Below are 26,023 nucleotides of genomic sequence, written 5' to 3'. Positions count from 1 at the left end.
CCGCCGCACCCGGCGGAAGCTCTTCCGAATAAAGTTGCTACATTGCGCAACTGTAGAAGCATGGGGTGAGCTGAAGAGTTAAGGGCGCGTATATGGCAGGCAGCAGCCGGGACACGGCATCCGCCGGCGGCCGGCGGCGAGGACGTGGCCGGCTGCGGATCACACTGGCGATAGCCGTGTCCCTTCTCGTACTCGTCTCGGCGGGCGCCGGCTGGATCTATCTCAAGCTCAACGGAAACATCGAGACCTTCAGCGCCGATGGAATCTCCGAGAGCCGGCCTCCCAGCTCAGTCGGCGGACAGAACGTCCTGGTCATCGGCTCGGACGCGCGGAACGACGGCAACAGCGAGCTGGGCGGTGGCAGCGAGGACGACATCGGCCGCTCCGACACCGCGTTCCTGCTGCACATCTACGCCGATCACCGGCACTCCGTCGCCGTGTCCGTCCCGCGCGACACCCTTCTCGACATACCGCCCTGCCAACTGCCCGACGGGAATTGGACCAAGCCGCAGAAGGACACCATGTTCAACTCGGCGTTCTCCGTGGGAGAAACCGCGAAGGGCAATCCGGCCTGCACCCAGAACACCGTCGAGAAACTCACCGGGCTGCGCGTCGATCACACCGTCGTCGTCGACTTCAAAGGCTTCTCGAAACTCACCGAGATCGTCGGTGGTGTAGAGGTGTGTCTGCCGCAGAACATCTATCAGCGAGATCTCGATCCCAACCGGGCCGACCGCGGAAAGCGTCTCTTCGCCAAGGGCGACCAGACCGTCGCGGGCCGCAAGGCGCTGGACTACGTACGGATCCGGCACGGCATCGGCGACGGCTCCGACATCGGCCGGATCAAGCGCCAGCAGGCGTTTGTCGCCGGTCTGATCAAGAAGGTGAAGAGCGACGGACTCACCGCCACCAAGCTGTTGCCGCTCGCGGACGCGGCCACACGGTCCATGACCGTCGACCCGGGACTCGGCACCGCCGACAAACTGCTGAGCTTCGCGATGTCGCTCAAGGACATCGATCTGCACAACACCAAATTCGTCACCGTGCCCTGGCGTTACGAGGGCTCGCGGGTGGCGGTCGTCGAACCGGACGCGGACGCTCTCTGGGCGGCGCTGAAGGCCGACCGTACGATCGACGGCACCGACGCCAGCGGCAAGAAGGACGCCGAGGGAACAGGCACCGCCTCCCGCGCGCCCAGCCCGAGCGCCGCGCCACCCGTCTCCGGCGCGGGTGTCACCGTCACCGTCTACAACGGCACCACGGTCAACGGATTGGCCGCCCGCGCGGCCCGCGGTCTCACGGATCACGACTTCACGGTCACCGGCACCGCGAACGCGAGCACCCAGGACCATCGCACCACGGTGATCGAGTACGGCCCGGGACAGTACGACGGCGGACGCACCGTCGCACGCCTCTTTCCGGGTGCGCGGCTCCAGTCGGTGTCCGGAGCGGGCATAGCCGTCGTCCTCGGCACGTCGTACGCGGACGATCCCTCGGCCGGGACCTCCGACGGGCCCTCGGCGGCGCCCACCGCGCTGCCGACGGCCATAGCGGCCGGAGCCCGTTCGGCCGACGACGACCCCTGCTCCAACCTCTCCTACGGCTGAGCGGCGCGTCCTTCGCGACGGCCGGACCAGTAACGGCTACGGCTCAGACACGCCACGCGGGAGCCGGCGCGGCACGGGCGGTGAGCTGTCCGACCATCAGCCGCACCACGGTCACCACATCGGGATCGTCGACGAAATAGACCTGCCGGCGGCCTTCGCGACGCGACCGTACAAGACCGGCGAGCTTCAGCTTGGTCAGATGCTGGCTCACGGCGGGAAGTGCGCCGCCGACCCGCTCCGAAAGCCCCGTCACATCGCATTCGCCCTGCGCCAGCACCCATACGATGTGCAGCCGCGCCGACGACGCCAGCAGCCCGAACGCGGCCGCGGCCTCCGCCAGGACCTCGGCGGGAGGGTCCGCGGAGTCGCCGACGGCTGACGTCACGATCGCTCTCCCCTCCCGCGCGGGCAGCGGCCCCGAGTGCCCGAACTCGGTTGCCCGGACTGGACTGCCGGACCCGGCGGCTCAGTCTAAGGGCTAAGCCCTGAGGGGCCGAGCCGTTACGAGTAGTCCGCGAGCGCCTTCTTGACCGAGCGGTAGCGCGCCAGCAGCACCGGCCGCATCCAGCGCGTCGACCTGGGCAGATTGCGCATCAGAAGCTCGTATCCCGGGACCCGGTCCGGATCTTCCATCAGCCCGAACACCAGGTGCAGGCCCGAGCGCGAGGCTCCTCGGACGATCGTCTTCCGCAGCCGCACGATGTCCCGGTCCGGGACCTTCGGGAACAGCTCCAGCAGCACCGGCTCCTCGTCGGCGAAGTGCCTGACCAGGATCTCCTGAACTCTCTGCGCGGCGGGCAGCCCGGACACGGTCGCCTGGCCGACGATCTCCAGAGCACGGGTGCGCTCCACCGAGGACTCCGGCGCGGCGATGGCGTCGACCGCTCTGGCAAGGGCGTGCAGCTCGGCTTCGAGCGCCTGGTGCTCGATATTGATCTGGTTGAGTTCGCGGACGGCTGCGGGAAAAAGATCAATGAGTACCGGCCAGAAGAGCACGTCCTCGCTGGAGTGGTAGCGGTGGACGAACCCGATCAGCCAGCGGGTGGTGCCGACCAGCGCCTTGACGTCGACGGGCTCACCGCCGACGAGACGCTGGTACGACGTACAGACGAGGGCGGCACCTCGGCGCATGACGGTGTGCGCACCGATCATTTCCTCGTACATGCGCACACCTTCGGCACGAAGCGTAGGTGAAGCAGCCATCTCGGTCCCTCAAATTCGGGTAACACTATGAGCAATGAAAACGAGTTTACAGCATCGAATGCTTACCATAAAATGCGAACATGGCCGGACCACGTCCGTACAACTCACCTCGCCGCGCACTGACCGCGGCGGCGACGCGTCGCGACATCCTGGACGCGGCCCGACGGCTGTTCCTGAAGCGCGGCTACGCCCAGGTGACCATCGCCGACATCGCCCGCGAGGCCGGGACCGCGGTCAAGACGGTGTACGCCAGCGCCGGCGGCAGGGTCGAGATCCTCCGCGAGACCGTCCATCGCGCGTTCACGAGCTCGGACGAGCGGGACATCGTCACCCAGGTGCGGGGCACCACGGACGCCGCCGCCGCCATCGCGCTCCTGGCGCACCTCACGCGACTCAGCGATGAGGAGCACTACGACTCCATCGCCATCCTCTACAGCGCACTGTCCGTCCACGAGAGCGCCGAGGCGCTCTGGGCGGAGGGCACCTCCGCGTATCACTCCGCGCTCCGCGAGATCGCGGCGCACCTGGAACACCTCGGCGCGCTCAAGCCGGGCATGACCGTCGACCGGTGCTCCGACGTGCTGTGGTTCTGCTTCGGACTGGGCGCCTGGCGCACTCTCATCGACGAGTGCGGCTGGACCTGGGACCAGGCCGAGGAGGAGCTGGTCTCCGTGGCCACAAGGATGCTGCTGGAATAGCCCCTGCCCGAATGCCACCGACTTATTCCGTTCTGCGCCGATTTGATCGATCCGGCCCGCCGACTGTCCAACCCAAGTTGTCCACAGGCTTTGTCCACAGGCTGAGCGAGAGGCCGACACGAAGTCAGGGGCCGGGCGCAGAATAGGGGTCATGACTGAGATCACCGGTTCGACGCCGGAATCAATGCCGGCGTGGGAGAAGCGATTCCGGGCGCCGCGGGTTTCGCTGCCCGACTGGGCGGAGGACGCGCCCGAGCGGGCGCTGTTCGTCTCCAACGCGACGGGGACGTACGAGCTGTACGCGTGGGATCGCACGACCGGCGCGCAGCGGCAGGCGACGGACCGGCCGAACGGCACGACGGACGGCGTGCTCTCGCTCGACGGCGAGTGGATCTGGTGGTTCTCGGACACGGACGGAGACGAGTTCGGGGTCTGGATGCGGCAGCCGTTCCTCTCCGGACCGGACAACGGGAGCGACGAACCGGCGACACCCGGGCTCGCTCCCTCCTATCCGGCCGGTCTGGCGCTCGGCCGGGACGGCACGGCGATCGTCGGCCGGTCGACCGACGAGGACGGATCGACCCTCCATGTCGTACGGCCCGGAGAGGCGCCGGTCGAGATCTACCGCCACCGCGAGTCGGCCGGTGTCGGGGATCTGTCGCACGACGGCGAGCTGATCGCCATTGAGCACACGGAGCACGGGGACGCGATGCACTCCGCGGTGCGGGTGCTGCGGCTGGACGGCTCGGTGGTGGCCGAGCTGGACGACACCGAGGGCGGGACGCGCGAGCTGGGCCTGGAGGTGCTGGGCTTCGCACCACTGGCCGGGGACAGCCGGCTGCTCATCGGCCATCAGCGGCGGGGCCGTTGGGAGCCGATCGTGTGGAATCCGCTGACCGGCGAGGAGACCGAGCTGGCGGTCGACCTGCCCGGAGACGTCAACGCGGAGTGGTATCCGGACGGATCGGGACTGCTGCTGTCGCACAGCTTCGAGGCCCGCGGCGAGCTGTGGCGGTACGACTTCGCCAAGGCCGCGCTGATCCAGGTGGAGACCCCTTCCGGGACGGTGTCGGGAGCGACGGCCCGGCCGGACGGAAGCGTGGAGTATCTGTGGTCGTCGGCGGCCCTTCCGCCGGTGGTCCGCTCCACCGCGGGCGGTGTGGTGCTCGACCCGCCGGGTCTGACGGCGCCCGCTTCGGTGCCGGTGGAGGACGCCTGGGTCGACGGCCCGGGCGGCCGGGTGCACGCGCTGGTGCAGCGGCCGGCCGGGCAGGGCCCGTTTCCGACGGTCTTCGAGATCCACGGCGGTCCGACCTGGCACGACAGCGACGCGTTCGGCGCGGGACCGGCCGCCTGGGTCGACCATGGATACGCGGTCGTGCGGGTCAACTACCGCGGCTCCACCGGATACGGGCGGGAGTGGACGGACGCGCTCAAGCACCGGGTCGGGCTGATCGAGCTGGAGGACATCGCGGCGGTCCGCGAGTGGGCCGTGACCTCCGGCCTGGCCGATCCGTCGAAGCTGGTCCTGTCGGGCGGCTCCTGGGGCGGCTATCTGACCCTGCTCGGTCTCGGCACACAGCCGGAGGCGTGGACGCTCGGGCTCGCGGCGGTGCCGGTCGCCGACTACGTCACGGCGTACCACGACGAGATGGAGGCCCTCAAGGCGATGGACCGCACTCTGCTGGGCGGCACTCCGGAGGAGGTGCCCGAGCGTTTCGCCGCGTCGTCGCCTCTGACCTATGTGGACGCGGTGCGGGCGCCGGTCTATATCTCGGCCGGTGTGAACGACCCGCGTTGCCCGATCCGCCAGGTGGAGAACTACGTCGACCGGCTGGTGGCCCGGGGCGCGGCCCACGAGGTGTACAGATACGACGCGGGCCACGGTTCGCTGGTGGTGGAAGAGCGGATCAAGCAGGTCCGGCTGGAGCTGGACTTCGCCGCGAGACACCTCGGCTGAGCGGAGCCCGCTCGGTCCCGGGACAGCCCGGCCGCCGGCCCGGGACCGGCCCGCCCGGCGGACCCGGAGCGGGCCCCGGGACCGAGCCGCACGGCGGCGTTCCGTACGGTGGAGGGGTGTACCGGTTCCTGGTGACTCCACGCTGGTGGGGGATCAATGTCTTCGTCGTGCTGGCGATCCCTTTCTGTGTCTTCATGGGGACCTGGCAGCTCGGCCGCTTCGAGGACCGTGTCCAGTCGCACCAGGCCGCCGAGGAGCGGCCCGATCCGGCGAAGCGGGCCGCCGTGGCGGTGGACACCTTGCTCCCTGTCGACCAGGAGACATCCGGGCGGCACGCCACGGCGAGCGGGCGGTACGGCGAGCAGTTCCTGGTGCCCGGCCGGGAGCTGGACGGCAGGACCGGCTCCTATGTGCTGACCATGCTCCGCACCGACGGCGGCAAGGCGCTGCCCGTGGTGCGCGGATGGCTGGCGCAGGGCGGGAAGGCACCCGCGCCGCCCGGCGGCGAGGTCACCGTGACCGGTTCGCTCCAGGCGTCCGAGTCCACCGGCTCGGAGGGCGTGCGGACCGGCGGCGCACTGCCGGCGGGACAGCTCGGCATGATCAGCGCCGCGTCTCTGGTCAATCTCGTCCCGTACGACGTGTACGACGCCTGGATCACCGTCACCCGGGCGTCCGACGGACTGCGGGCCGTACCGGCGGTCGCGCCGCAGAACACCGGACTCGACCTCAAGGCGTTCCAGAACCTCGGCTACACCGGTGAGTGGTTCGTCTTCGCCGGGTTTGTGCTCTTCATGTGGTTCCGGCTGCTCCGCCGTGAGGCGGAGGCCGCCAAGGACCGGGTGCTGGGGCTGGAGACCGCCGCCTGAGCGCCTGTCCGGTCCCGCTGTCCGGTCCCGCTGTCCCCGTCCCGCTGTCCGGCGTTGCGAACGCCTCGTCCTACGCCTCGTCCTACGGCGCGTTGAGGACACCTGTCCGGTAGATCGTGCCCGCACAGGCGTTCGGGATCGTCGCCTGCGCGACCGGCGCACCCGGCTCCGCGGTGTGCGACACCGAGACACTGCCGTCCACCGTGCCGTCGTTCACCATCTGTGTTTCCGCGTTGGACGCGTCCGTACCGGAACCGGCGCCGGAGCCCGCGGCGGAACCGCCGGTCACTCCCGAGGCGTCGTCCGACGGCGTGGGATCGGGCGAGGCGCCCGAGGTCGGACAGGTGTTCGTCGGCACCCAGGCGAACTTCACCTCGTACGCGCTGCTCGGCGCCAGCACCAGCGCCGACACCTCGGCGGACGGATCGGGCAGTCCGGTCGCCGCGTCACCCGTCGTGTGCGCGACGACGCTGATCCTGGCCGCGTCTGCCGCGCCGGTGGGCTGGAAGCTGATCGAGCCGCCGCCGGTGACCGAGCAGTCGGTGCCGGAGACATTGGCGACGCGGAAGACTCCGTACACCTTGCCGTCGGCGCCGGGAGCGCTCGCCTCGGCGGTGGTGACACCGAGCTGGCTCGCGGCGCACCTGGGTGAGGAAGCGGTGTACGCGTCGCCCGGCTTGGACGGGACGCCCGTGCCGCCGTCCGACGAGTTCGCCGTGTCACCGTCCGGTTTGTCCTTCTCGCCGGCGTCGTCCTGAGCGGCGGATTCGCCGCCGGACGGGACGCCGGCTCCCTTCTCTCCGTCTCCGGTGTCCTTGCCCGCGCCCGTGCCGCCCTGCGCCTGCTCGCCGTGACCGGCGTTGACGGGATGCGCGTCGGACGCGCCGCCGGAGTTGGCGACATGGACGAAGGCGGGGACGGCCGTACCGAACAGGATCGCGGCGGCCGCCATCCCGACGACGGCCTGCCGCTTTCTGGCCCGCCGGGCCGGTACCGCCTTGCGCAGACGGTCCAGGGCTCCGTCGGACGGCTCCAGGTCCTCGACGGCGCTCTGGAACAGCCGTCGCAGGTCCGGTTCGTCGCCGCCGGGGCCTTCTCGGAGGATCCCGCCGAGGCCCCGGCCGAGGCTCTCGCCGGGACCGCTTCCACTGTCGCGGCCGGCTCCGGTGTCACCGAGGCCGCCCAGCTCGTTCTCCGGCCCGTTGTTCACAATTCCGTTTCCAGTCAGGTCGTTCAACGGTGCGTCCGGCCCGGCCTGCCCGTCCTCACGGCCGCCTCCACGGCCGAATCCGTGCCGGTCCTTCCGCCCACTCATGCCGTGGCCTCCATCGCGACGCGCAGCGCCGCGATGCCCCGCGAGCCGTACGCCTTCACCGAGCCCAGCGATATGCCCAGAGTCTCGGCGACCTGCGCCTCGGTCATGTCCGCGAAGTACCGCAGGACCAGCACCTCACGCTGTCGGCGCTGCAACCCTCGCATCGCCTTGATCAGCGCGTCCCGCTCAAGCTGGTCGTACGCGCCCTCCTCGGCGCTCGCCATGTCGGGCATCGGCTTCGAGAGCAGCTTGAGGCCGAGGATGCGGCGGCGCAGCGCGGACCGGGAAAGGTTCACCACAGTCTGCCGCAGATACGCGAGTGTCTTCTCCGGCTCGCGTACCCGGTTGCGCGCCGAGTGCACCCGGATGAACGCCTCCTGCACGACATCCTCGCAGGAGGCCGTGTCGTCGAGCAGGAGGGCGGCGAGCCCGAGCAGCGACCGGTAGTGCGCGCGATAGGTCTCGGTGAGGTGATCGACGGTGGTACCCGCTGCCATCGCGCCGTCAGCGCCGTCGCGAGGCGACGCCAGGTGCGTGGGACGCGCGGCGGGCATAGGCGCGATCACCGGCATACCGCCGGGTGTGCGGGGCCGCCGGCGCGGGCGCACCGCTGCGCCGCGAACCGGGACAATCGCTGTGATGTCGAGAACCTCTGCCACGCCTGTTGGACACGCTTCCCCCCGTCAGGGTTGTACGCGCACGTCATCGCATTTGACGCTGCAACAATTACCCTCATGCGTACCTGATCTCCCCCAATGCCCCAATTTTCCGCGGTTCCGCACAGGGGCGACCGCAGAGACGCTTCGCGACCGGCCGGCGGTTGCAGTGCGCGCGCGGAAGGACGGATACGCATCGTCGAACAAGACCGCGCCCCAGCTCAAGTGGTGCAGACCATCGACTTGCTCACAGGACGTTCACGGATTCTACAAAGATTTAAGGATCCGCCGCCTCCGTGTTTCCGCCGAACACCGCCGCGCCCGCGGGAGTTAAGGGATGGCGCGATACCGGGCGACACCGCGTGAATGGCGGATGAACGCCACACGATGGCGCCCGGCGCGACACTTCAGGCCGCCGCGCCTCAGCGCTTCGACAGTTCCACGGCGAGGGCCTCGGCGATCTGAGCCGTGTTCAGCGCGGCTCCCTTACGGAGGTTGTCGCCGCAGACGAACAGCTCCAGCGCGCGAGGATCGTCCAGCGAGCGCCGTACGCGCCCGACCCAGGTCGGATCCGTGCCCACCACATCGGCGGGCGTCGGGAAATCACCTGTCGCCGGGTTGTCGAACAGCACCACGCCCGGTGAGGTCGCCAGGATCTCGTGTGCGCGGTCGACCGTGATCTCGTGCTCGAAGCGCGCGTGCACCGCCAGCGAGTGAGTGGTGATCACGGGAACATGGACACAGGTCGCCGCCACCCGAAGATCGGGCAGGGACAGGATCTTCCGCGTCTCCTCGCGGATCGCCATCTCCTCCGACGACCAGCCGCCCTCCCGGACGGAGCCGGACCACGGCACGACATTGAGCGCCAGCGGCGCGGAGAAGGGCCCGGCGGCGTCACCGAGCGCCCGGCGCACATCGCCCGGTTGCGTACCCAGCTCCGTACCGGCGACCAGGGAGAGCTGATCGCGCAGAGCGCTGATGCCGTCCTGGCCCGCGGCGCTGACCGCCTGGTACGAGGAGACCACCAGCTCGCGCACACCGAACTCGGCGTGCAGCGCGCCCACCGCGACGATCATCGACAGCGTGGCGCAGCCCGGACTCGCGACGATGCCGCGCGGCCGGGACCGTACGGCGTGCGGGTTCAGCTCGGGAACGACCAGCGGGACACCGGGATCCATCCGGAAGGCGGCCGAATTGTCCACGACGACCGCGCCCTTGGCCACGGCGACCGGCGCCCACCGGGCGGACACCTCGTCCGGCACGAGGAACAGCGCCACGTCGACGCCTTCCAGAGCCTCCTCGGAGAGCCCGAGGACCTCGGTCTCCTCGCCGCGTACGGACAGCTTGCGGCCGTCCGTACGCGCCGAGGCGATCAGCCGGATGTCGCCCCAGACATCGGCGTGCTGCGACAGGATCTGGAGCATCACGGCGCCGACAGCCCCGGTCGCACCCACGACCGCGAGCGTCGGCCCACCGTTCATCGCGCGGCGCTCCCGCTTCTGTCGCCGGCGCCCGTGTGTGTACGGGTACGGGCGGTGCGGATGCGGATCATCGTCCGGTGCCTCCGTAGACCACGGCCTCGTCGGAGTCGCTGTCGAGACCGAAGGCGCTGTGCACGGCGCGCACGGCCTCGTTGACCTCGTCGGCGCGGGTGACCACCGAGATACGGATCTCGCTGGTCGAGATCAGTTCGATGTTCACGCCGGCGTCCGACAGCGCCTCGAAGAAGCCCGCGGTGACACCCGGGTTGGTCTTCATACCGGCGCCGACGAGCGAGATCTTGGCGATCTGGTCGTCGTAGCGCAGCGACTCGAAGCCGATCGTGGACTTCGTCTTCTCCAGCGCGTCGATCGCCTTGCGGCCCTCGGTCTTCGGCAGCGTGAAGGAGATGTCGGTCAGACCGGTCGAGGCGGCGGAGACGTTCTGCACGACCATGTCGATGTTGATCTGGTTGTCCGCGATGGCGCGGAAGATCGTCGCGGCCTCGCCGGGCTTGTCGGGGACGCCGACGACCGTGATCTTCGCCTCGGAGGTGTCGTGGGCGACACCGGAGATGATGGCCTGCTCCACCTTGCGGTCCCCTTGTGGCTCGTTGCTGACCCATGTGCCCTGAAGCCCCGAGAACGAGGAGCGGACATGGATCGGGATGTTGTAACGGCGTGCGTACTCCACACAGCGGTGCAGCAGCACCTTGGAGCCGGAGCTGGCGAGCTCCAGCATGTCCTCGAACGAGATCCAGTCGATCTTCTGGGCCTTCGTGACGACCCTCGGGTCGGCGGTGAAGACACCGTCCACATCGGTGTAGATCTCACACACCTCGGCGTCCAGCGCGGCCGCCAGCGCGACAGCGGTGGTGTCCGAGCCGCCACGTCCCAGCGTAGTGATGTCCTTCTTGTCCTGGGACACGCCCTGGAAACCGGCGACGATGGCGATATTGCCCTCGTCCAGCGCCGTACGGATCCGGCCCGGCGTGACATCGATGATGCGCGCTTTGTTGTGGACCGAGTCGGTGATGACGCCCGCCTGGCTGCCGGTGAACGACTGGGCCTCATGGCCCAGGTTTTTGATCGCCATCGCCAGCAGGGCCATGGAGATCCGCTCCCCGGCGGTCAGCAGCATGTCGAACTCACGCCCGGCAGGGATCGGGGATACCTGCTCGGCGAGATCGATCAACTCGTCCGTCGTGTCGCCCATCGCCGAAACCACGACGACCACCTGATGGCCGTTCTTCTTGGCATCGACGATTCGCTTGGCGACCCGCTTGATGCCCTCGGCATCGGCTACGGAGGAGCCTCCGTACTTCTGCACGACAAGGCCCACGTGCGCTCCTCGCTCAGTCCATTACTACTGTCGGCTCAGTTTAGCGAGCGGCAGCATGACACCCCGGCTATACCACATCGTGAGATGTCCCGCCCACCCAATGCTTACCAGGTGCCGGACGCGGCCGCTCGGTGAGGATGCTGCCCACGTTGGGATGGGACACGCCAAACGTGGGACGCGTCACAGACCGGAGTCCTGGCCAGGCGTCGTGGGCCGGGCGACGATGTGTCGGACAGGGCCTAATCCACTACGGCGACTTTCGTTCCCACGGTGGCGAACTTCCATATGGCACCGCCGTCGCCGGACCGCACCCGTATTCCTCCGGTCTGAAGTCCGGCCGCCGGCTCGGGTGATGCTCCGTCCACGGCATTCGAGAATGCGATTGATATCCCGGATTCAACGGCGAAGTAAACAACATTCTCTATCCGGGCCCCGTCGGAACCAGTGCCGTCCGCCTTCCGGAAAGAAACTCCGTACGATCCCTTCGCCGGACTGACCGTCCCGGGCCACACGGTGAATGAGCCAACGGGCTTGTCCGCCACGTCGACCAGCCATACCCGCCGCTGTCCGAGTGAATAGACGATGCGTCTGCCCGCACCCGACCCGGCGGGTATCACGGACTCCGGACGCGGCGAAGGCGATGCCTTCACACTCGGAGAGGCGGACGGCCGTGGTGCGCCGGCCTGTGCGCCGTGCGGGGCCGCACGGTCGGCCTGCAGAGCGACCACACCAACGATGGCGAGCGCTCCGGCGGTCAGAACGGTAAGCCAGGCCCACGAGGGCAGCCGACGGCGTGGCACAGGCGCGGGTCTCCTCAAGTCTTCCACTTAATAGCGGCAATGTAGCCGCTGCCCCGCGCCGTCTTTTCGCCGCCCTCAGGTGACCGTACGCAGGCCCAGCGGGCCGCCGATCTCCTCGGCCATCACCCTGCCCGCCTCTTCGGCCAGCGCGTCCTCGCCCAGGTCCTGATCCGTGTCAAGGCCGTCCAGCGCCGGCAGAGGCTGGTCGAGACGGACATGCGCGACCAGGGACTGGAGAGCGCGGAGAGCGGCGGAGGCAGTGGAACCCCAATTGGAGAAGTAGGAGAACTGCCACCACCACAGCGCCTCCGTCGTCCGGCCCGCGCGGTAGTGGGCGAGGCCGTGGCGGAGATCGGCGACCACATTGGCGATGTCGTCGGAAATACGGGACGCCACGGGCGCCTTGCGCGGCTCGTACGGGTCGAAGACCTCGGAGTACACATCGATCGGCTCAAGGATCACGGCGAAGCGCTCGCGCAGATCGTCGACATCGGGCTCCGGGCCGAGGTCGGGCTCGTACCGCTCGTCGGGAAGGATGTCCTCGTGTGCGCCCAGCCGGCCGCCGGCCAGCATGAGCTGGGAGAACTCCAGCAGCAGAAAGGGCACGGCGCTGTCGGGCTCATCACCTTTCGCCACTTCCGTGACAGCGACGATGAAGCTCTCGATCTGGTCGGCGATCTGGACCGCGAAGTCGTCCGGGTCCTGATTGACGGCGTGCAGGGTTGCGTCAGACATCGAGAAGTCGTCTCCCCTCGAAGGCACGCCCGAGCGTGACCTCGTCGGCATATTCCAGGTCGCCCCCCACGGGCAGACCGCTGGCCAGGCGTGTGACTTTCAGGCCCATCGGCTTGATCATGCGAGCGAGGTACGTGGCCGTGGCCTCGCCCTCCAGATTGGGATCGGTCGCCAGGATCAGTTCGGTGACCGCGCCGTCGGCGAGCCGGGTCAGCAGCTCACGGATCCGCAGATCGTCGGGGCCGACGCCCTCGATGGGGCTGATCGCGCCGCCGAGCACGTGGTACTTGCCCCGGAACTCACGGGTGCGCTCGATGGCGACGACGTCCTTCGGCTCCTCCACCACGCAGATCACCGCCGGATCGCGGCGCGCGTCACGGCAGATCCCGCAACGCTCCTCCTGAGCGATATTGCCGCACACGACACAGAACCGGACCTTGTCCTTGACCTCAAGGAGGGAGTGCGCGAGGCGGCGCACATCGGTCGGCTCCGCCTGCAGGATGTGGAAAGCGATCCGCTGCGCGCTCTTGGGACCGACGCCGGGCAGCCTGCCCAGTTCGTCGATGAGGTCCTGGACCACGCCTTCGTACAACGGATTGCCTTCCTTGCTGCTGCGATGCCGCCGGCGGTGTGCCGCCTTACGGCTGGTACGTACGCTAGTTGCTACCGGGAGGTCTTAGAAGGGCAGGCCCGGCATACCGCCGAGGCCCTGGGCGAGCGGGCCCAGCTTCTCCTGCTGGAGCTGCCGCGCGTTCTCGTTCGCCGCGTGGACGGCCGCGACGACGAGATCCGCGAGGGTCTCGGTGTCGTCGGCGTCGACGGCCTTCGGGTCGATGACAAGGGCACGCAGCTCGCCGGAGCCGTTGACCGTGGCCTTCACCAGGCCACCGCCCGCCTGACCCTCGACCTCGGTCGCCGCCAGCTCCTCCTGCGCCTGGGCGAGATCCTGCTGCATCTGCTGGGCCTGCTGAAGGAGCTGCTGCATATTGGGCTGGCCACCACCGGGAATCACGGTCACTCCAGGCATTTCGACGACGTTCTGTCTGTAAGGCGAGCCTACGTGGTCACCGAGCGGCTCGCCCTACCCGGCCAGAAGAACTCTTTCGGGTGAGAGCCTCCCGCCTCCTTTACCTGATCAACGCGCACGCTCGGGCGTAAATACCGGGATTTCGGGCGCAGAGCCCACCATTCGGCGGTAGGAATGCATGCGCGTCACCACGCACGTCCCGCGCACCGGCCTGCCCGTGCGCACACCGTCCGTCACACGGAGTCACAGCAGATCGCAGAGGAGTACCCCGGTGAGCCAGCCGGACATGCAGCCGGGAGGCCACGCCCGGGAGGAGAGCGCCGTGTCAGGTGCCGCTTATGACGAGGGAGACAGCGGCCCGCCGCACGCCGATCTGACCGGTGGGCCGTTCCCGCTCGGAGACTGGGAGGAACCGGCGGAGCGGCTCGACGAGCTGTTCCGCTGGGTCGAGACGGGCGCGCTGCGCACGGTCGACTGGTATCTCTCCGCCCGGCTGCGCAAACGCCGCGTCGCACGCGTCCTGCGGGCCGCCACGGTCCTCGGAGTGACCGCGGGCGCCGCGCTGCCGCTGCTGGACCTCACCGGCGCGCTGGTGGGAGCGGCGGGCTGGGGATATCTCTCGCTGCTGCTGGGTGCGGCGTGTCTCGGATGCGACCGGCACTTCGGGCTCACCTCGGGATGGATGCGGGCGGTCGCGACGGCGCAGGCGGTGCAGCGCAGACTCCAGACGCTCCAGTTCGACTGGGCGTCGGAGTGCGTACGGGAGGTGCTGGGCCCGACGGAGGGCACGGCGAGCGAGGCGGCGGAGCGCTGTCTGGCGGTGCTGCGGAGATTCACGGAGGACGTGACGGAGCTGGTGCGGGCGGAGACGGCGGACTGGATGGTCGAGTTCCGCTCGGGGCCCGCGCCGCTGGTGATGCAGTCGATGCCGATGGGCGGGACGCGGGACGGCTCCGTACCGGCGCCGGGCCGCTTCCCGCTCCCGCCGGGCGCCCGCCCGAACATGCCGAGGCAGCGGCCGCCGGAACCACGGTGACCTCCGGCGCGCGGCGGCGAGGGGCCGGCGCGGATCTCGCCGGCGCCGGCCCCGTAACCAGCCACATCAACGGCCACATCAACGGCCACAGCCGCTCTCGCGGCCGCCGTCCGCCGTCCGCCGTCAGCTAAAGATGATCATTGAGCCCTGGCCCAGGCTTCTGGTGGCCGCCGCGTGCAGGCCGAGCCAGACATGGCGTTCGCGGGCGAAGGGGCCGTCGTCGTACGGGGTCGAGGCCGCCGGTTCCTCCAAGGACGTGGGGCGTTCCGGCGGGGTCGGGGCGGGCGGAGGGTTGGCCGCGTCGATGCCGATCGACGCGGCGACGAATTCGAGCTCGCGCAGCAGGCCCTGCGTGGAGCCCAGCGGGCCGCCGCCCGCGAGCAGTTCGTCGTTCGAGAGCGGTCCGGCGAAGTCCACCGGGACATACGCGCCCGCGTGGTCGTAGTGCCAGACCAGATGGGACTGCTGGGCCGTCGACTCGAACATCTCCAGGAGCTGCTCGTAGTCACCGCCCAGCTCACCGACCGGTGTCACCGCGAGGCCGCAGAGCTGGAGCAGATACGCGCGCCGCAGGAAGTGCAGCGCGTCGTAGTCGAAGCCGGCGACCGGGGCGACATCCCCGGAGAGGCCCGGCATATAGGCGAAGACGGGAACGGGCGGCAGTCCGGCGTCGCCGAGCGCCTTGTCGTAGATGGCGATCTCTTCGGCGAAGGGATTGTCGGGGCTGTGGCACAGCACATCGACGAGGGGGACCAACCACAGGTCACAGGCCAAGGGAGGCTCGCTCTCCAACGGGTTCGTACGCGTGCGCGCGATGGTCGGGACAGCGTAGTGCGACAGGCACGTTCAGCGAAGGGTCCCGGTCGGGCGGCGTTGACGAGCCCCGGCCGTCTCCTGTGCGCGCGCCCCGCCGGAAGGCGCCCGCGCGCCCCGGCGCCCGGCTCCCGCGCGCTCCCTCGGCCGACACCGGCGCGGCGCTGCGCGCGGGCCTCAGCGGGCCCCGGCCGGCCCGGCGGGCGGCAGGTCCCAGATCCATACGCCGCCGATCCGCTGTCCCGGCCGTCCGAAGATCTTCTCCAGCGTCTCGTACAGGGCCGCGTCATTGGGCTGCGGCGCCAGCACCACCACACCCGCCTTCCAGAAGGCGAGGTCGTAGCGTGCCTGCGCCTGCCAGTCGGGGCCGATCCCCGGGATCTGGCCGCCGTAGCGGACATCGCGCAGCAGATTCGAGGTGTAGCGGGCCGGCGCGCCGTAGATGCCTCTGCGGTCCTCGCCCCAGGGCCCGTTGAAATAGCCGCCGGGCACGGAGAAGCCGAGGCCCGTCGCGGACTGCCAGTGCAGCGCCTCGGCGCTGCCGGGATCGGGCAGCGGCACAGGCACGACGGTCTCGCCCTCGGAGACATACGAGCGGTACGTCCCCCGCGCGATGAACGGCGGCACGTCCGGACGGTCCCGCACCGGCAGCGGCGTCGGCAGGATCGGCAGCAGCGCCGCGGCGATCGCCGCCAGTCCGACGATCCGGTGCGCGCGCGGTGGTACGGCAGGGCCTTCACGCCGGTCCGTGAGCCGGTCCACGGCCAGCGCGAGCAGCGCGCCCAGCGCCGGCGCGCAGATCATCGCGACCCGTGACTCGATGACCGACTCGAAGAGCGGCTGATGCGCGAGCGCCCGCCAGGGACCCGGCAGCACCACGTCCGTGAACGGGATCCGGATCTTCGGCCCCAGCGACAGGAAAGCCGCCGCGACCGCCGTGAACGCCAGCGCCTTGACCACCGCCGACCGCCACAGCCACACCACGATCCCGAAGGCGAGGGCGATCAGCGGCCAGCCGTAGAAGGCGTTCTGCTCGGTGCGGTTCATCGCCAGGCCGTCGGCCGTCGTCTCGTCGCCGAGCAGCGCCCGTCCGGAGAACTCCAGGAAGGCGAGCGGGCTGTTGCCGGCGTTGTCGCCGTGCAGCACGCTGTGGTAGCTCCCCGGACCGAAGAACTGCCAGTACAGCGGGAACGCCAGCAGCGGCAGACAGACCTGGGCCGCGAAGCCGAGCCCGCGCAGCAGCGGCCGCAGCGCCGCGCGCGCCACATCGCGGCGCACCACCGCGTACGAGAGCGCGAAGAGCAGCATGCCCACCGCCGCGAGCAGCAGCGGTTCCTCGCCCAGGAAGATCTGGTACGTCGCGAAGAGGCCGAGCAGCACGCCGTCCCGTACGACGCCGGGCCGTTCGCCGTCCTTCGCCGCGCCCGCGCGTCCGCTCTCGCAGAGCCGCAGTGCCCGGTCGATGATCACCGGGATCATGAAGAGCACCAGGAAGTTGGGGTGCGCGTTGGCGTGCGACATCATCGGCGGCGCGAACGCCGCGAGGGCCGCTCCCAGCGCCGCCGCCCAGCGGCTCCGCACGAGCCGGCGCGCGAACAGCCAGTACCAGGCGACGGCTGTCGCCGTCAGACCCAGCGTCAGTACGAGCGCCCAGGTGACCGTCGGCCCGAAGGCGAGCGTGACGGGTGTGAGCGGCACGGAGAGCCCGAGCATGACGGTGTTCGCCATCAGGTTCACGCCGTCGGGAAAGTTCTGGAGCGTGGTGAAGAGCGGGTTGCGCAGATGCGCGACATTGTCGGCGGTGACCTCGAAGAACCATTCCCACTGGTTCTGGTCCGAGCCCGCGTCGGCGAGATACCCGTGGTCGAGATCCGCCCACAGCCCCTTGTAGAGGAGAAAGGAGGCGAGCAGGAAGAGCCCGGCGACGACGAGATCCGCACGGCGGCCCTCGGCGGGACGCCGCGTCCGGCCGGTCCGTCCGGTCCTGAGCCGTATCAGCTCCAGCAGGACCCTGCCGTAGTCGAGCGGCCGTACCTTCGAGCCCGGCTGGTGCGACCAGCGCACCGGCACCTCCGTCACCGGCCAGCCCGACCGCCGGAAGAACCGCAGTATCTCGACGTCGATGCCCCAGCCGTCCAGCCGGGAGTCGGCGAAGGCGGCCCGCGCCTGCTCGCCGTCGAAGAGTTTGAAGCCGCACTGGGTGTCGCTGATGCCCGGGACGGCGACAAGCTGTATCAGCCGGTTTCCCAGCCGGCCGAGCCACTCGCGCACCGCGAGCTGACGTACCTCGATACGGGCGTCGGGATGGGCGCGGGATCCGATGACCGCGCCCGTGCCGTCGGCCGTGAGCTGCTTGTCGAGCCGGTCCAGCTCGTCGATCGGCGTCGCGAGATCCGCGTCGGTCACCAGCACATGCCGGCCGTACGAGGCCAGGACGCCCTGTCGCAGCGCATGGCCCTTGCCGTGGTTGCCGTCGCTCCTCACCACCTGGACGCGCGGCTCGGCGGCGGCGGCCTCGGCGGCGATCCCGGCGGTGCCGTCCGTCGAGCCGTCGTCGACGACGATCAGCTCCCACTCGCCCCACCGGTCCGGATCCGCGCGCAGATGCGCGCAGATGGCGTCCAGCGTGGGACGCAGCCGCCGCTCCTCGTTGTACGCCGGTACGACGACGCTCAGATCCACGGCGGACGCGCCGGTGGCCAGTGGCACACCCGTGTAGTCCGTGGTCGGGTCCACTCTCGCCGGATCCCTGCTCACCGCTGTGGACTCTCCAGTCGGTCCGCCCACGCGAGCGAATGATCGTCGTACTCGCCGATCACGGCGCGCATCGCCACCGCGTCACCGAGAGTGAAGGCGTCGACCAGCCGCTCGTGTCCGCTCCACAGCCACTTCTCGCCCTCGGCGTCCTCGCGCAGGAAGGGCACGGAGAACACCCAGGCCTGGACGCGCAGCCGGTGCAGGAAGTCCGCGACATAGCGGTTGGCGACCAAGGCGCCCAGCTCGCGCCAGAACCGCAGGTCGTAGCCGATGAGAATGTTCAGATCCCCGGTCCTGGCCGCGCGGGTGGCCTCCTCGGCCCGGCGGCGTACCGACACCAGTGCGGCGCCGTGCGCCCTGGCCGCGACATGTTCGCCCTCCAGCTTGCGGAAGACGCCGTCCACGAGCAGTGAGCGTGCCTCGATCATGCCGCGGAAGTCCGCGACGGAGAACTGGTGGACCCGGAAGCCGCGATGCTGGTCGGAGTCGAGCAGGTCCTGTGCCGAGAGGTCGACCAGCGCCTCTCTGACCGGGGTCGCGGAGACTCCGTACTGCTCGGCGATCTGCTTGACCGTGAACTCCTGTCCCGGCAGTAAACGCCCTGCCAGCACTTCGTCACGCAGCGCGTCCGCGATCTGCTGCCGCAGGGTATTGCGGGTCACGGCTCCGCTGGCGGGCATGGTTTCCTCCCCTCGTCCGGCTCCGGACACCTTAAGCCAGCGGGTGGGAGGGTCGGGGCGGGCCATTCCGAGGCAGGCCGGATCCGGCGGGCCCGGCCCGGCCCGCCGGGACCGCGGCGCGGCGGTCTCCGGACATCGCGCGTCAGCCGCCGCACCGAACGCTCCGCGCCTACACCGTGTGCTCGTCCGCGACCGTCAGCGCCGCGTCCAGGAGCGCCAGGCCCTCCTTCGCCTCGGCCTCGGTGATGTTGCAGGCCGGGACCGCGTGCGTACGGTTCATGTTCACAAAGGGCCACAGACCGCTCTTCTTGCAGGCCGCCGCGAAGGCCGCCATCGGCGCGTTCGCCTCACCCGTCGCGTTGTACGGCACGAGCGGCTCGCGGGTCTCCCGGTCCCGGACGAGGTCGAGGGCCCAGAAGACGCCGGTACCGCGGACCTCGCCGACCGACGGATGCCGGGCCGCCAGCTCGCGCAGGCCGGGGCCGAGGACCGTCTCACCGATATGAGCGGCGTGCTCGACGACCTTCTCGTCCTCCATCACCCGCATCGTCGCGATGGCCGCCGCACAGGCCAGCGGATGGCCGGAATAGGTGAGTCCGCCGGGATAGGGACGGGTGGCGAAGGTGTCCGCGACGGCGGCGGAGATGGCCACACCACCGAGCGGCACATAGCCCGAGTTGACGCCCTTGGCGAAGGTCAGCAGGTCAGGGACGACATCGAAGTGCTCCGCGGCGAACCACTTGCCCGTACGGCCGAAGCCCGCCATCACCTCGTCGAGGACGAAGACGATGCCGTGCCGGTCGCAGATCTCGCGTACGCCCGCGAGATAGCCGGGCGGCGGAGTCATGATGCCGGCCGTGCCCGGGATGGTCTCCAGGATGATCGCCGCGATGGTCGCGGGACCTTCGAAGGCGATGGTCGATTCGAGATGCTCCAGCGCGCGGGCACACTCCTCCGCCTCCGTCGAGGCGTAGAAGGCCGAGCGGTAGAGGAACGGCGCCCAGAAGTGGACCACGCCGGACGAGCCGTTGTCGGACGCCCAGCGGCGCGGATCACCGGTCAGATTGATCGCGGTGGAGGTGGAGCCGTGGTAGGAGCGGTACGCGGAGAGCACCTTGGGACGGCCGGTGTGCAGCCGGGCCATCCGGATCGCGTTCTCGACGGCCTCGGCGCCGCCGTTGGTGAAGAAGATCTTGTCGAGGTCGCCGGGAGTGCGCTCGGCGATCAGGCGCGCGGCCTCGGAGCGCACATCGAGGGCGAAGGCGGGCGCGAAGGTGGTGAGGCGGCCCGCCTGCTCCTGGATCGCGGCGACGACGGTGGGGTGCTGATAACCGATGTTGGTGTAGACGAGGCCGCTGGTGAAGTCGAGATAGCGGTTGCCGTCGTAGTCCCAGAAGTACGAGCCCTCGGCGCCGGCGACGGCGAGCGGGTCGATCAGCTCCTGGGCGGACCAGGAGTGGAACACATGCGCGCGGTCCGCGGCCTTCACGGCGGCGCCGGTCCGCGGGTCGGCGGAAGCGGCGTAGTCAACAGGATGGTTCATCCGGCCAGGTTAGGGACGCGCCGGTGGGTGGCGGTATGGCCACGGTGTATGGCCTGGGCCGCATTGATCGGCAGGATGTCCACGCACCGGGCCGGCGCGCGCCGTACGGCTCAGGACGCCCGAGCCGTCGTACGGAACCTCGCCCGGTAGGTCGACGGAGTCACGCCGAGCTGCCGCAGGAAGACCCGTCGCAGCGACTCGTCACTGCCCAGACCGCTGCGCCGCGCCGCGCCCGTCACCGTCTCTCCCGCCTCCAGCAGCGCCTGCGCCGCCTCCAGCCGGACGGATTCGACATACGCCGCCGGAGTGCTGCCGACCTGTTCGCCGAAGAGCCGCGTGAGATGACGCGCGCTCAGCCCGCCGCGCCGGGCCAGCGCGGACAGCGAGTGGTCGGCGGCCGGATCCGCCGCGACCTCCCGCAGCAGGCCGCGCAGCACGTCGTGCTGCGGACTCGGAGTGCGCGCGGCGACGGAGAACTGCGACTGGCCGCCGGGCCGGCGCAGGAACACCACCAGATCGCGGGCGACCTCACGGGCCAGATCCGCGCCCTCGTCCTCCTCGACCAGCGCGAGCGCGAGATCGATGCCCGCGGTCACTCCGGCCGAGGTGTACATACGGCCGTCCCGTACGAAGATCGCGTCCGGGTCGACGTCCACCGCCGGAAAGCGCCGGGCCAGGACGGCCGCGTGCCGCCAGTGTGTGGTCGCCCGCCTCCCGTCCAGCAGTCCGGCCGCGGCCAGCGCGAAGGCGCCCGTACAGACGGACGCGATCCGCGCGGACCGGCCGGCCAGCCCGGTGACCGCGTCGAGCAGCCCCGCCGGCGGCGGCCGGTGCGGCAGTTCGTCGGAGCCGGGAACGACCAGAGTGTGGATCCGGCCCGTCCCGGCGACGGGCGCGTCGGCGCCGAGCCGCGTACCGGTGGAGGTGATCACCGGCCCGCCGTCCGCCGAGCGGACCGTCAGCGCGTACGCACCGCCGAGTCCCGCCGCCGTCCCGAACACCTCCAGCGGCGCGGCGACATCCATCAGCCGAACGCCGTCGTACACGAACACGCTGATGTCCTTGCGCTCTCTGCCCCGCATACGGCCACGGTAGCCCGCGTCGATGGCCGGATGTGTGGGATGTACGTCTGGATGGACATGGCGGGGTCCGGGTGACCGGCGTGAGAGTGGTGACAGGCCCCGCACGCGGAGGCCGCCGCACCCAGGGCCGGTCCGCCAAGCCCCGGAGTCCGCCTCGTGAAAGGAATCCGTCATGTCCGAGCGCATCGCCGGTATCGAGATCCCCGACAGCAGTCTGGCCAGGGAAGCCACCGAGATGGTGCGGGACACCACCGGGTCGCTGTTGTACGACCACTCCCGCCGGGTCTTCCTCTTCGGCTCGCTCCAGGGACAGCGGCGCGCGCTGTCGTACGATCCCGAACTGCTCTACATCGGCGCGATGTTCCACGACCTGGGCCTCACCAAGGGCTACCGGGCCTCCAAGCAGCGCTTCGAGATCGACGGCGCCGACGCGGCCAGGGGCTTCCTGCTGCGCCACGGACTGTCGCAGGAGAGCGCGCGCATCGTCTGGACCGCCATCGCGCTGCACACGACTCCGGAGATCCCGGCCCATATGGAGCCCGAGGTGGCCCTGGTCACGGCCGGGGTCGAGTTCGATGTGCTGGGCATGGGACTGGACGTCGTCCCGGCGAAGGCGCGGGAAGAGGTCGTCGCGGCGCACCCGCGGCCGGACTTCAAGCGGCGGATCCTCCAGGCGTTCACGGAGGGAATCGAGCACCGGCCGGACACGGCCTTCGGCAATGTGAAGTCGGATGTCCTGGCGCGCTTCTCGCCCGGTTTCGTACGGAAGGACTTCGTCGACGTGATCGAGAACTCCGACTGGCCGGAGTGAGGAACGCGCCCGGAGCCGCTCCGCCGTGCGGCGTGCCCCGGCCCAAGGGCGGTCCGCCGTACCAGTCATGGCCTCGGGCCCGGTAACGTTCGCCCGCGAGCGAGGCGTCCCGGCGCGGCCGGATGCGAGGCGCCGATCGCGTTCGTACTGGCCGTACCCGCGTGACGCGGCAACGCAGCGGCCGGCCAGGGCGGCGAGCGAGGCGGAGACCGCCGAGCGCGCCGCTTCTGACGGTTTCAGGGGCACTTCGGAGTACGAGGAAAGGCCGCGCGGCCATGGAAAAGCTCGCAGCAGGAGATCCACAACGCATCGGTGACTACCGGCTGCTGGCGCGCCTCGGCGCCGGAGGGATGGGCCAGGTCTATCTGGCCCGCTCCGACCGCGGCCGGACGGTCGCGGTCAAGCTCGTACGTCAGGAACTGGCCGAGGAGAAGCGGTTCCGCGACCGGTTCCGGCAGGAGGTGGCGGCCGCGCGGCGGGTCGGAGGCGCGTGGACGGCGCCGGTCCTCGACGCCGACACGGAGGCGGCGACGCCCTGGCTGGCGACGGGTTATATGGCCGGACCGGCTCTCCAGTCGGTCGTCTCGGGGCCGCACGGTCCGCTGCCGGAACACTCCGTGCGCATTCTCGCGTCCGGTCTCGCGCACGCGCTCCAGGACATCCACGCGGCCGGTGTCATCCACCGTGATCTCAAACCGTCCAATGTGCTGGTGACGATAGGCGGGCCGCGCGTCATCGACTTCGGCATAGCCCGCGCGCTGGAGACGGCCGGCGACAGCGGTCTGACACGGCCCGGCGCGCTGCTGGGCTCGCCCGGCTTCATGGCGCCGGAGCAGGTGCGCGGCGAGCGGGTGACGGCCGCGTGCGACGTGTTCTGCCTCGGCTCGGTCCTGGCGTACGCGGCGACGGGCCGGACGCCGTTCGGCGCGGCCGATCCCCGGCAGGACACATCACCGGCGCTGATGTTCCGTATCGCGCAGGAGGAACCGGAACTGTCGGGACTTCCGCGCTGGCTGGCGGAGCTGGTGGACGCCTGCCTCCAGAAGGACCCGGCCGAGCGGCCGACCACGAAGGACATCCTGGCCCGGGTCGGCGAGTCCTCGGACTCGGGCGTGGGGCCCGGCGGAGAGCCCTGGCTGCCGGTCGGGCTGCTCGCGCAACTGGGCCAGCACGCGGTGCAGTTGCTGGAGCACGAGAACCCGGCGGAGCAGGAGCGTTCGTCGTCGGGAGCGGTGGCGCGGGTGGAGCCGGCGCCGTGGGTGGCGCCCGGAGTGAGCGGCATGCCGACGATGATCGTCGCCGCCGCGTCACCGGCCCCGGCACCTGCCGAGGAGCTTGCTCCGATGCCTCCTCCGGACTCCGCGCGGCCGCCGGGCGGCCCGGCTCAGGCGCTGCCACCGGCCGTGCGGACGCCCGCTCTGCCGCCCGGCGCCCAGACACCGGCGCTCACACCTGTGCCGCCGCAGGGCGCGGGTCCTTACGGCTATCCGCACCCGGCGTACGGCCCGCCTCCGACGCCGTACGGCCCGCCTCCGCAGCACGGCGGCGCCGGCTCCTTCGGCCCCGCCGCTCCGTACGGTCCCGCTCCGCTGCCCGAGCCCGAGCCCCGCAAGCGCGGCACGGTCGCGCTGATCGCCGTGGCGGTGATCGTCGCGCTCGGCGCGGCCGGTTCGGTCTACGCCTTCCTCGGCGACGGCAGCGCCAAGGACGACCGGGCGGCCCAGGTGAGTGACTCTCAGGACCCGAAGCCTCCGGCCGGCGACGGGCCGGGCTCCTCCTCCGCGTCGGCCTCGGCGTCCGCCTCGCCGTCGCCGTCGGCCGAGAAGGGCGATGTGCCCACGGAGTACCTCGGCACCTGGACCGGTGGTGTCGACACCAGCTCGGGCTTCAGCACCCGCCGGCTCGTCATCCGCCAGGGCGACGTGGGCGAAACGGTCCTCTCGCTGACGGCGGACGGCCCGGCCGCGGACGGCGGCAGCAGTTACCACTGCGTCTTCGAGGCGCCTCTGACGTCCGCTCCGGCCTCCGGCGCGCCGCTCAGCATCGGCGCCTCCAAGGTCACCACGGGCGAACCGATGACCGCCTGCACTCCCGGGACACCGACGGAGCTCACGATCCTGTCCGACGGCAGACTGCGCCGGGTCACGACGACCGGGGATTCGCTGACCTACAAGAAGGCCGGCTGACCGGCCTGACGGACACCGAAGTGCCCCGGCGGCCTGACGGACGCCGGGGCACGGTACAGCGGATCCGGCTACTGGAGGAACGAGTTGATCTCGATCGTCTCCGTGCGGCCGGGACCCACGCCGATCGCCGAGATCGGCGCTCCGGACATCTCCTCCAGCGCCTTCACATATCCCTGCGCGTTCTTCGGCAGGTCGGAGAAGGACTTCGCCTTCGTGATGTCCTCCGACCAGCCGGGCAGATACTCGTACACCGGCTTCGCGTGGTGGAAGTCGGTCTGGCTGTACGGGAGTTCCTCGACGCGCCTGCCGTCGATCTCGTACGCCACACACACCGGGATCTGCTCCCAGCCGGTCAGCACGTCCAGCTTGGTGAGGAAGAAGTCCGTGAGTCCGTTGACCCGGGTCGCGTAGCGCGCGATCACCGCGTCGAACCAGCCGCAGCGGCGGTCCCGGCCCGTCGTGACGCCCCGCTCTCCGCCGATGCGGCGCAGCGCCTCGCCGTCCGCGTCGAACAGCTCCGTCGGGAAGGGACCGGCGCCCACTCGCGTCGTGTAGGCCTTGAGGATGCCGATGACCCGGCTGATCTTCGTCGGCCCCACGCCCGCGCCCGTACAGGCGCCGCCCGCTGTCGGGTTGGAGGAGGTGACGAAGGGATATGTGCCGTGGTCGACGTCGAGCAGCGTGCCCTGACCGCCCTCGAAGAGGACGACCTTGCCCTCGTCGATCGCGTTGTTCAGCACCAGGGTCGTGTCGGAGACATACGGCTTCAACTTCGCCGCGTAGGTGAGCAGTTCCTCGACGATCTTGCCGGACTCTATGGCTCGTCGGTTGTAGAGCTTGGCCAGCACCTGGTTCTTGAAGTCGAGCGCCGCGTCGACCTTCTGGATCAGGATCGACTCGTCGTAGAGGTCCTGGACGCGGATACCGACGCGGTTGATCTTGTCCGCGTAGGTGGGGCCGATGCCACGGCCCGTCGTGCCGATCTTCCTCGAACCGAGGAAACGTTCGGTCACCTTGTCCATCGTGGTGTGGTACGGAGTGATCAGGTGAGCGTTTCCACTGATCAGGAGCTTGGATGTGTCGACACCGCGCTCGTTGAGCCCGCTCAGCTCGGAGAGCAGGACGGCCGGGTCGACGACCACTCCGTTACCGATCACCGGGATACATCCCGGTGAGAGGATTCCGGAAGGGAGGAGATGCAGTGCGTACTTCTGGTCGCCCACGACGACCGTGTGGCCGGCGTTGTTGCCGCCCTGATAGCGCACGACATAATCCACGGAACCACCGAGCAGGTCGGTGGCCTTTCCCTTGCCTTCGTCACCCCACTGAGCACCGAGCAGCACAAGTGCGGGCACAGGCGTACACCCCTTCCGGGCGGGGCATGTCCAAGGTCGGGGGCGCGCGAACGCCTTCCACACGGCGTGC

The 26,023-nt window shown here is 70.0% G+C and carries 22 protein-coding genes; 7 read left to right on the top strand and 15 right to left on the bottom strand.

Annotation, left to right across the window (positions count from 1 at the left end; all coding sequences use genetic code 11):
• Positions 1-92: 92 nt before the first annotated feature.
• Positions 93-1,607 (top strand): LCP family protein, encoded by a 1,515-nt coding sequence (locus tag PV679_RS26140; RefSeq protein WP_319682845.1) that lies wholly within the window; start codon positions 93-95, stop codon positions 1,605-1,607.
• 43 nt (positions 1,608-1,650) lie between these two features.
• On the opposite strand, the gene PV679_RS26135 is transcribed toward PV679_RS26140, so the two are convergent.
• On the bottom strand, positions 1,651-1,992 hold the full coding sequence (locus PV679_RS26135) for a metalloregulator ArsR/SmtB family transcription factor (protein WP_319682844.1): 342 nt from the start codon (positions 1,990-1,992) through the stop codon (positions 1,651-1,653).
• Between the two features lie 116 nt (positions 1,993-2,108).
• Entirely contained in the window at positions 2,109-2,771 is a 663-nt protein-coding gene (locus tag PV679_RS26130; RefSeq protein WP_319682843.1) for a hemerythrin domain-containing protein, read from the bottom strand.
• Between the two features lie 119 nt (positions 2,772-2,890).
• On the opposite strand from PV679_RS26130, the gene PV679_RS26125 reads away from it, so the two are divergent.
• The 3 genes from PV679_RS26125 to PV679_RS26115 all read left to right on the top strand — a co-directional run bounded on the left by PV679_RS26125 (position 2,891) and on the right by PV679_RS26115 (position 6,337).
• Complete coding sequence (locus tag PV679_RS26125) at positions 2,891-3,508, top strand: helix-turn-helix domain-containing protein (protein WP_319682842.1); 618 nt, start codon at positions 2,891-2,893, stop codon at positions 3,506-3,508.
• Between the two features lie 151 nt (positions 3,509-3,659).
• Positions 3,660-5,468, top strand: a complete 1,809-nt coding sequence (locus tag PV679_RS26120) for a S9 family peptidase (protein WP_319682841.1) — start codon at positions 3,660-3,662, stop codon at positions 5,466-5,468.
• A 116-nt stretch (positions 5,469-5,584) separates the two neighbouring features.
• The gene (locus PV679_RS26115; RefSeq protein WP_319682840.1) at positions 5,585-6,337 is read left to right on the top strand and encodes an SURF1 family protein; all 753 of its coding nucleotides are present in this window, start codon (positions 5,585-5,587) and stop codon (positions 6,335-6,337) included.
• A gap of 82 nt (positions 6,338-6,419) precedes the next feature.
• On the opposite strand, the gene PV679_RS26110 is transcribed toward PV679_RS26115, so the two are convergent.
• The 7 genes from PV679_RS26110 to PV679_RS26080 all read right to left on the bottom strand — a co-directional run bounded on the left by PV679_RS26110 (position 6,420) and on the right by PV679_RS26080 (position 13,675).
• Positions 6,420-7,652 (bottom strand): hypothetical protein, encoded by a 1,233-nt coding sequence (locus tag PV679_RS26110; RefSeq protein WP_319682839.1) that lies wholly within the window; start codon positions 7,650-7,652, stop codon positions 6,420-6,422.
• On the bottom strand, positions 7,649-8,311 hold the full coding sequence (locus PV679_RS26105) for a SigE family RNA polymerase sigma factor (protein WP_319682838.1): 663 nt from the start codon (positions 8,309-8,311) through the stop codon (positions 7,649-7,651). Before PV679_RS26105 ends, PV679_RS26110 begins: the two co-directional genes overlap by 4 nt.
• A gap of 419 nt (positions 8,312-8,730) precedes the next feature.
• A complete protein-coding gene (locus PV679_RS26100) occupies positions 8,731-9,789 on the bottom strand; it encodes an aspartate-semialdehyde dehydrogenase (RefSeq protein WP_319682837.1) in 1,059 nt (352 codons plus the stop codon).
• A gap of 67 nt (positions 9,790-9,856) precedes the next feature.
• Positions 9,857-11,128, bottom strand: coding sequence for an aspartate kinase (locus PV679_RS26095; RefSeq protein ID WP_319682836.1), 1,272 nt, complete (start codon positions 11,126-11,128; stop codon positions 9,857-9,859).
• A gap of 875 nt (positions 11,129-12,003) precedes the next feature.
• Positions 12,004-12,663: a DUF5063 domain-containing protein gene (locus PV679_RS26090; protein ID WP_319682835.1), complete on the bottom strand. Its 660-nt coding sequence runs from the start codon at positions 12,661-12,663 to the stop codon at positions 12,004-12,006.
• A complete protein-coding gene (recR, locus tag PV679_RS26085; protein WP_319682834.1) occupies positions 12,656-13,255 on the bottom strand; it encodes a recombination mediator RecR in 600 nt (199 codons plus the stop codon). The genes PV679_RS26090 and recR overlap by 8 nt, the downstream gene beginning before the upstream one ends.
• Positions 13,256-13,339: 84 nt before the next feature.
• Complete coding sequence (locus PV679_RS26080; protein ID WP_319682871.1) at positions 13,340-13,675, bottom strand: YbaB/EbfC family nucleoid-associated protein; 336 nt, start codon at positions 13,673-13,675, stop codon at positions 13,340-13,342.
• A 286-nt stretch (positions 13,676-13,961) separates the two neighbouring features.
• Here PV679_RS26080 and PV679_RS26075 point away from each other — a divergent pair, with 286 nt between their 5' ends.
• Complete coding sequence (locus PV679_RS26075) at positions 13,962-14,726, top strand: SLATT domain-containing protein (protein WP_319682833.1); 765 nt, start codon at positions 13,962-13,964, stop codon at positions 14,724-14,726.
• A 123-nt stretch (positions 14,727-14,849) separates the two neighbouring features.
• On the opposite strand, the gene PV679_RS26070 is transcribed toward PV679_RS26075, so the two are convergent.
• The 5 genes from PV679_RS26070 to PV679_RS26050 all read right to left on the bottom strand — a co-directional run bounded on the left by PV679_RS26070 (position 14,850) and on the right by PV679_RS26050 (position 21,601).
• Entirely contained in the window at positions 14,850-15,500 is a 651-nt protein-coding gene (locus PV679_RS26070; RefSeq protein ID WP_319682832.1) for a hypothetical protein, read from the bottom strand.
• A gap of 216 nt (positions 15,501-15,716) precedes the next feature.
• Complete coding sequence (locus PV679_RS26065; protein ID WP_319682831.1) at positions 15,717-18,275, bottom strand: glycosyltransferase family 2 protein; 2,559 nt, start codon at positions 18,273-18,275, stop codon at positions 15,717-15,719.
• A gap of 17 nt (positions 18,276-18,292) precedes the next feature.
• Positions 18,293-18,976: a GntR family transcriptional regulator gene (locus PV679_RS26060; RefSeq protein ID WP_319682830.1), complete on the bottom strand. Its 684-nt coding sequence runs from the start codon at positions 18,974-18,976 to the stop codon at positions 18,293-18,295.
• A 169-nt stretch (positions 18,977-19,145) separates the two neighbouring features.
• Positions 19,146-20,519, bottom strand: a complete 1,374-nt coding sequence (locus tag PV679_RS26055) for an aspartate aminotransferase family protein (RefSeq protein ID WP_319682829.1) — start codon at positions 20,517-20,519, stop codon at positions 19,146-19,148.
• Positions 20,520-20,629: 110 nt separating this feature from the next.
• Positions 20,630-21,601 (bottom strand): GlxA family transcriptional regulator, encoded by a 972-nt coding sequence (locus PV679_RS26050; protein ID WP_319682828.1) that lies wholly within the window; start codon positions 21,599-21,601, stop codon positions 20,630-20,632.
• A gap of 172 nt (positions 21,602-21,773) precedes the next feature.
• On the opposite strand from PV679_RS26050, the gene PV679_RS26045 reads away from it, so the two are divergent.
• Positions 21,774-22,412, top strand: a complete 639-nt coding sequence (locus PV679_RS26045) for an HD domain-containing protein (RefSeq protein WP_319682827.1) — start codon at positions 21,774-21,776, stop codon at positions 22,410-22,412.
• 275 nt (positions 22,413-22,687) lie between these two features.
• Positions 22,688-24,598 (top strand): serine/threonine-protein kinase, encoded by a 1,911-nt coding sequence (locus tag PV679_RS26040; RefSeq protein ID WP_319682826.1) that lies wholly within the window; start codon positions 22,688-22,690, stop codon positions 24,596-24,598.
• Between the two features lie 68 nt (positions 24,599-24,666).
• Here the strand turns inward: PV679_RS26040 and PV679_RS26035 are convergent, their stop codons facing one another.
• A complete protein-coding gene (locus PV679_RS26035; protein ID WP_319682825.1) occupies positions 24,667-25,953 on the bottom strand; it encodes an adenylosuccinate synthase in 1,287 nt (428 codons plus the stop codon).
• Positions 25,954-26,023 lie beyond the last annotated feature (70 nt).

Origin of the sequence: Streptomyces sp. AK02-01A (assembly GCF_033795305.1) — a bacterium.
Lineage (GTDB): Bacteria > Actinomycetota > Actinomycetes > Streptomycetales > Streptomycetaceae > Streptomyces.
The sequence above is the reverse complement of the archived record's forward strand: the minus strand, read 5'-3'. Positions and strand labels throughout refer to the sequence as shown.

Coding starts and splice junctions, on each gene's coding strand:
- PV679_RS26055 (WP_319682829.1), bottom strand. CDS start 20,519: ATGAACCATCCTGTTGACTACGCCGCTTCCGCCGACCCGCGGACCGGC.
- PV679_RS26125 (WP_319682842.1), top strand. CDS start 2,891: ATGGCCGGACCACGTCCGTACAACTCACCTCGCCGCGCACTGACCGCG.
- PV679_RS26045 (WP_319682827.1), top strand. CDS start 21,774: ATGTCCGAGCGCATCGCCGGTATCGAGATCCCCGACAGCAGTCTGGCC.
- PV679_RS26130 (WP_319682843.1), bottom strand. CDS start 2,771: ATGTACGAGGAAATGATCGGTGCGCACACCGTCATGCGCCGAGGTGCC.
- PV679_RS26040 (WP_319682826.1), top strand. CDS start 22,688: ATGGAAAAGCTCGCAGCAGGAGATCCACAACGCATCGGTGACTACCGG.
- PV679_RS26140 (WP_319682845.1), top strand. CDS start 93: ATGGCAGGCAGCAGCCGGGACACGGCATCCGCCGGCGGCCGGCGGCGA.
- PV679_RS26090 (WP_319682835.1), bottom strand. CDS start 12,663: ATGTCTGACGCAACCCTGCACGCCGTCAATCAGGACCCGGACGACTTC.
- PV679_RS26110 (WP_319682839.1), bottom strand. CDS start 7,652: ATGAGTGGGCGGAAGGACCGGCACGGATTCGGCCGTGGAGGCGGCCGT.
- PV679_RS26100 (WP_319682837.1), bottom strand. CDS start 9,789: ATGAACGGTGGGCCGACGCTCGCGGTCGTGGGTGCGACCGGGGCTGTC.
- PV679_RS26060 (WP_319682830.1), bottom strand. CDS start 18,976: ATGCCCGCCAGCGGAGCCGTGACCCGCAATACCCTGCGGCAGCAGATC.
- PV679_RS26050 (WP_319682828.1), bottom strand. CDS start 21,601: ATGCGGGGCAGAGAGCGCAAGGACATCAGCGTGTTCGTGTACGACGGC.
- PV679_RS26120 (WP_319682841.1), top strand. CDS start 3,660: ATGACTGAGATCACCGGTTCGACGCCGGAATCAATGCCGGCGTGGGAG.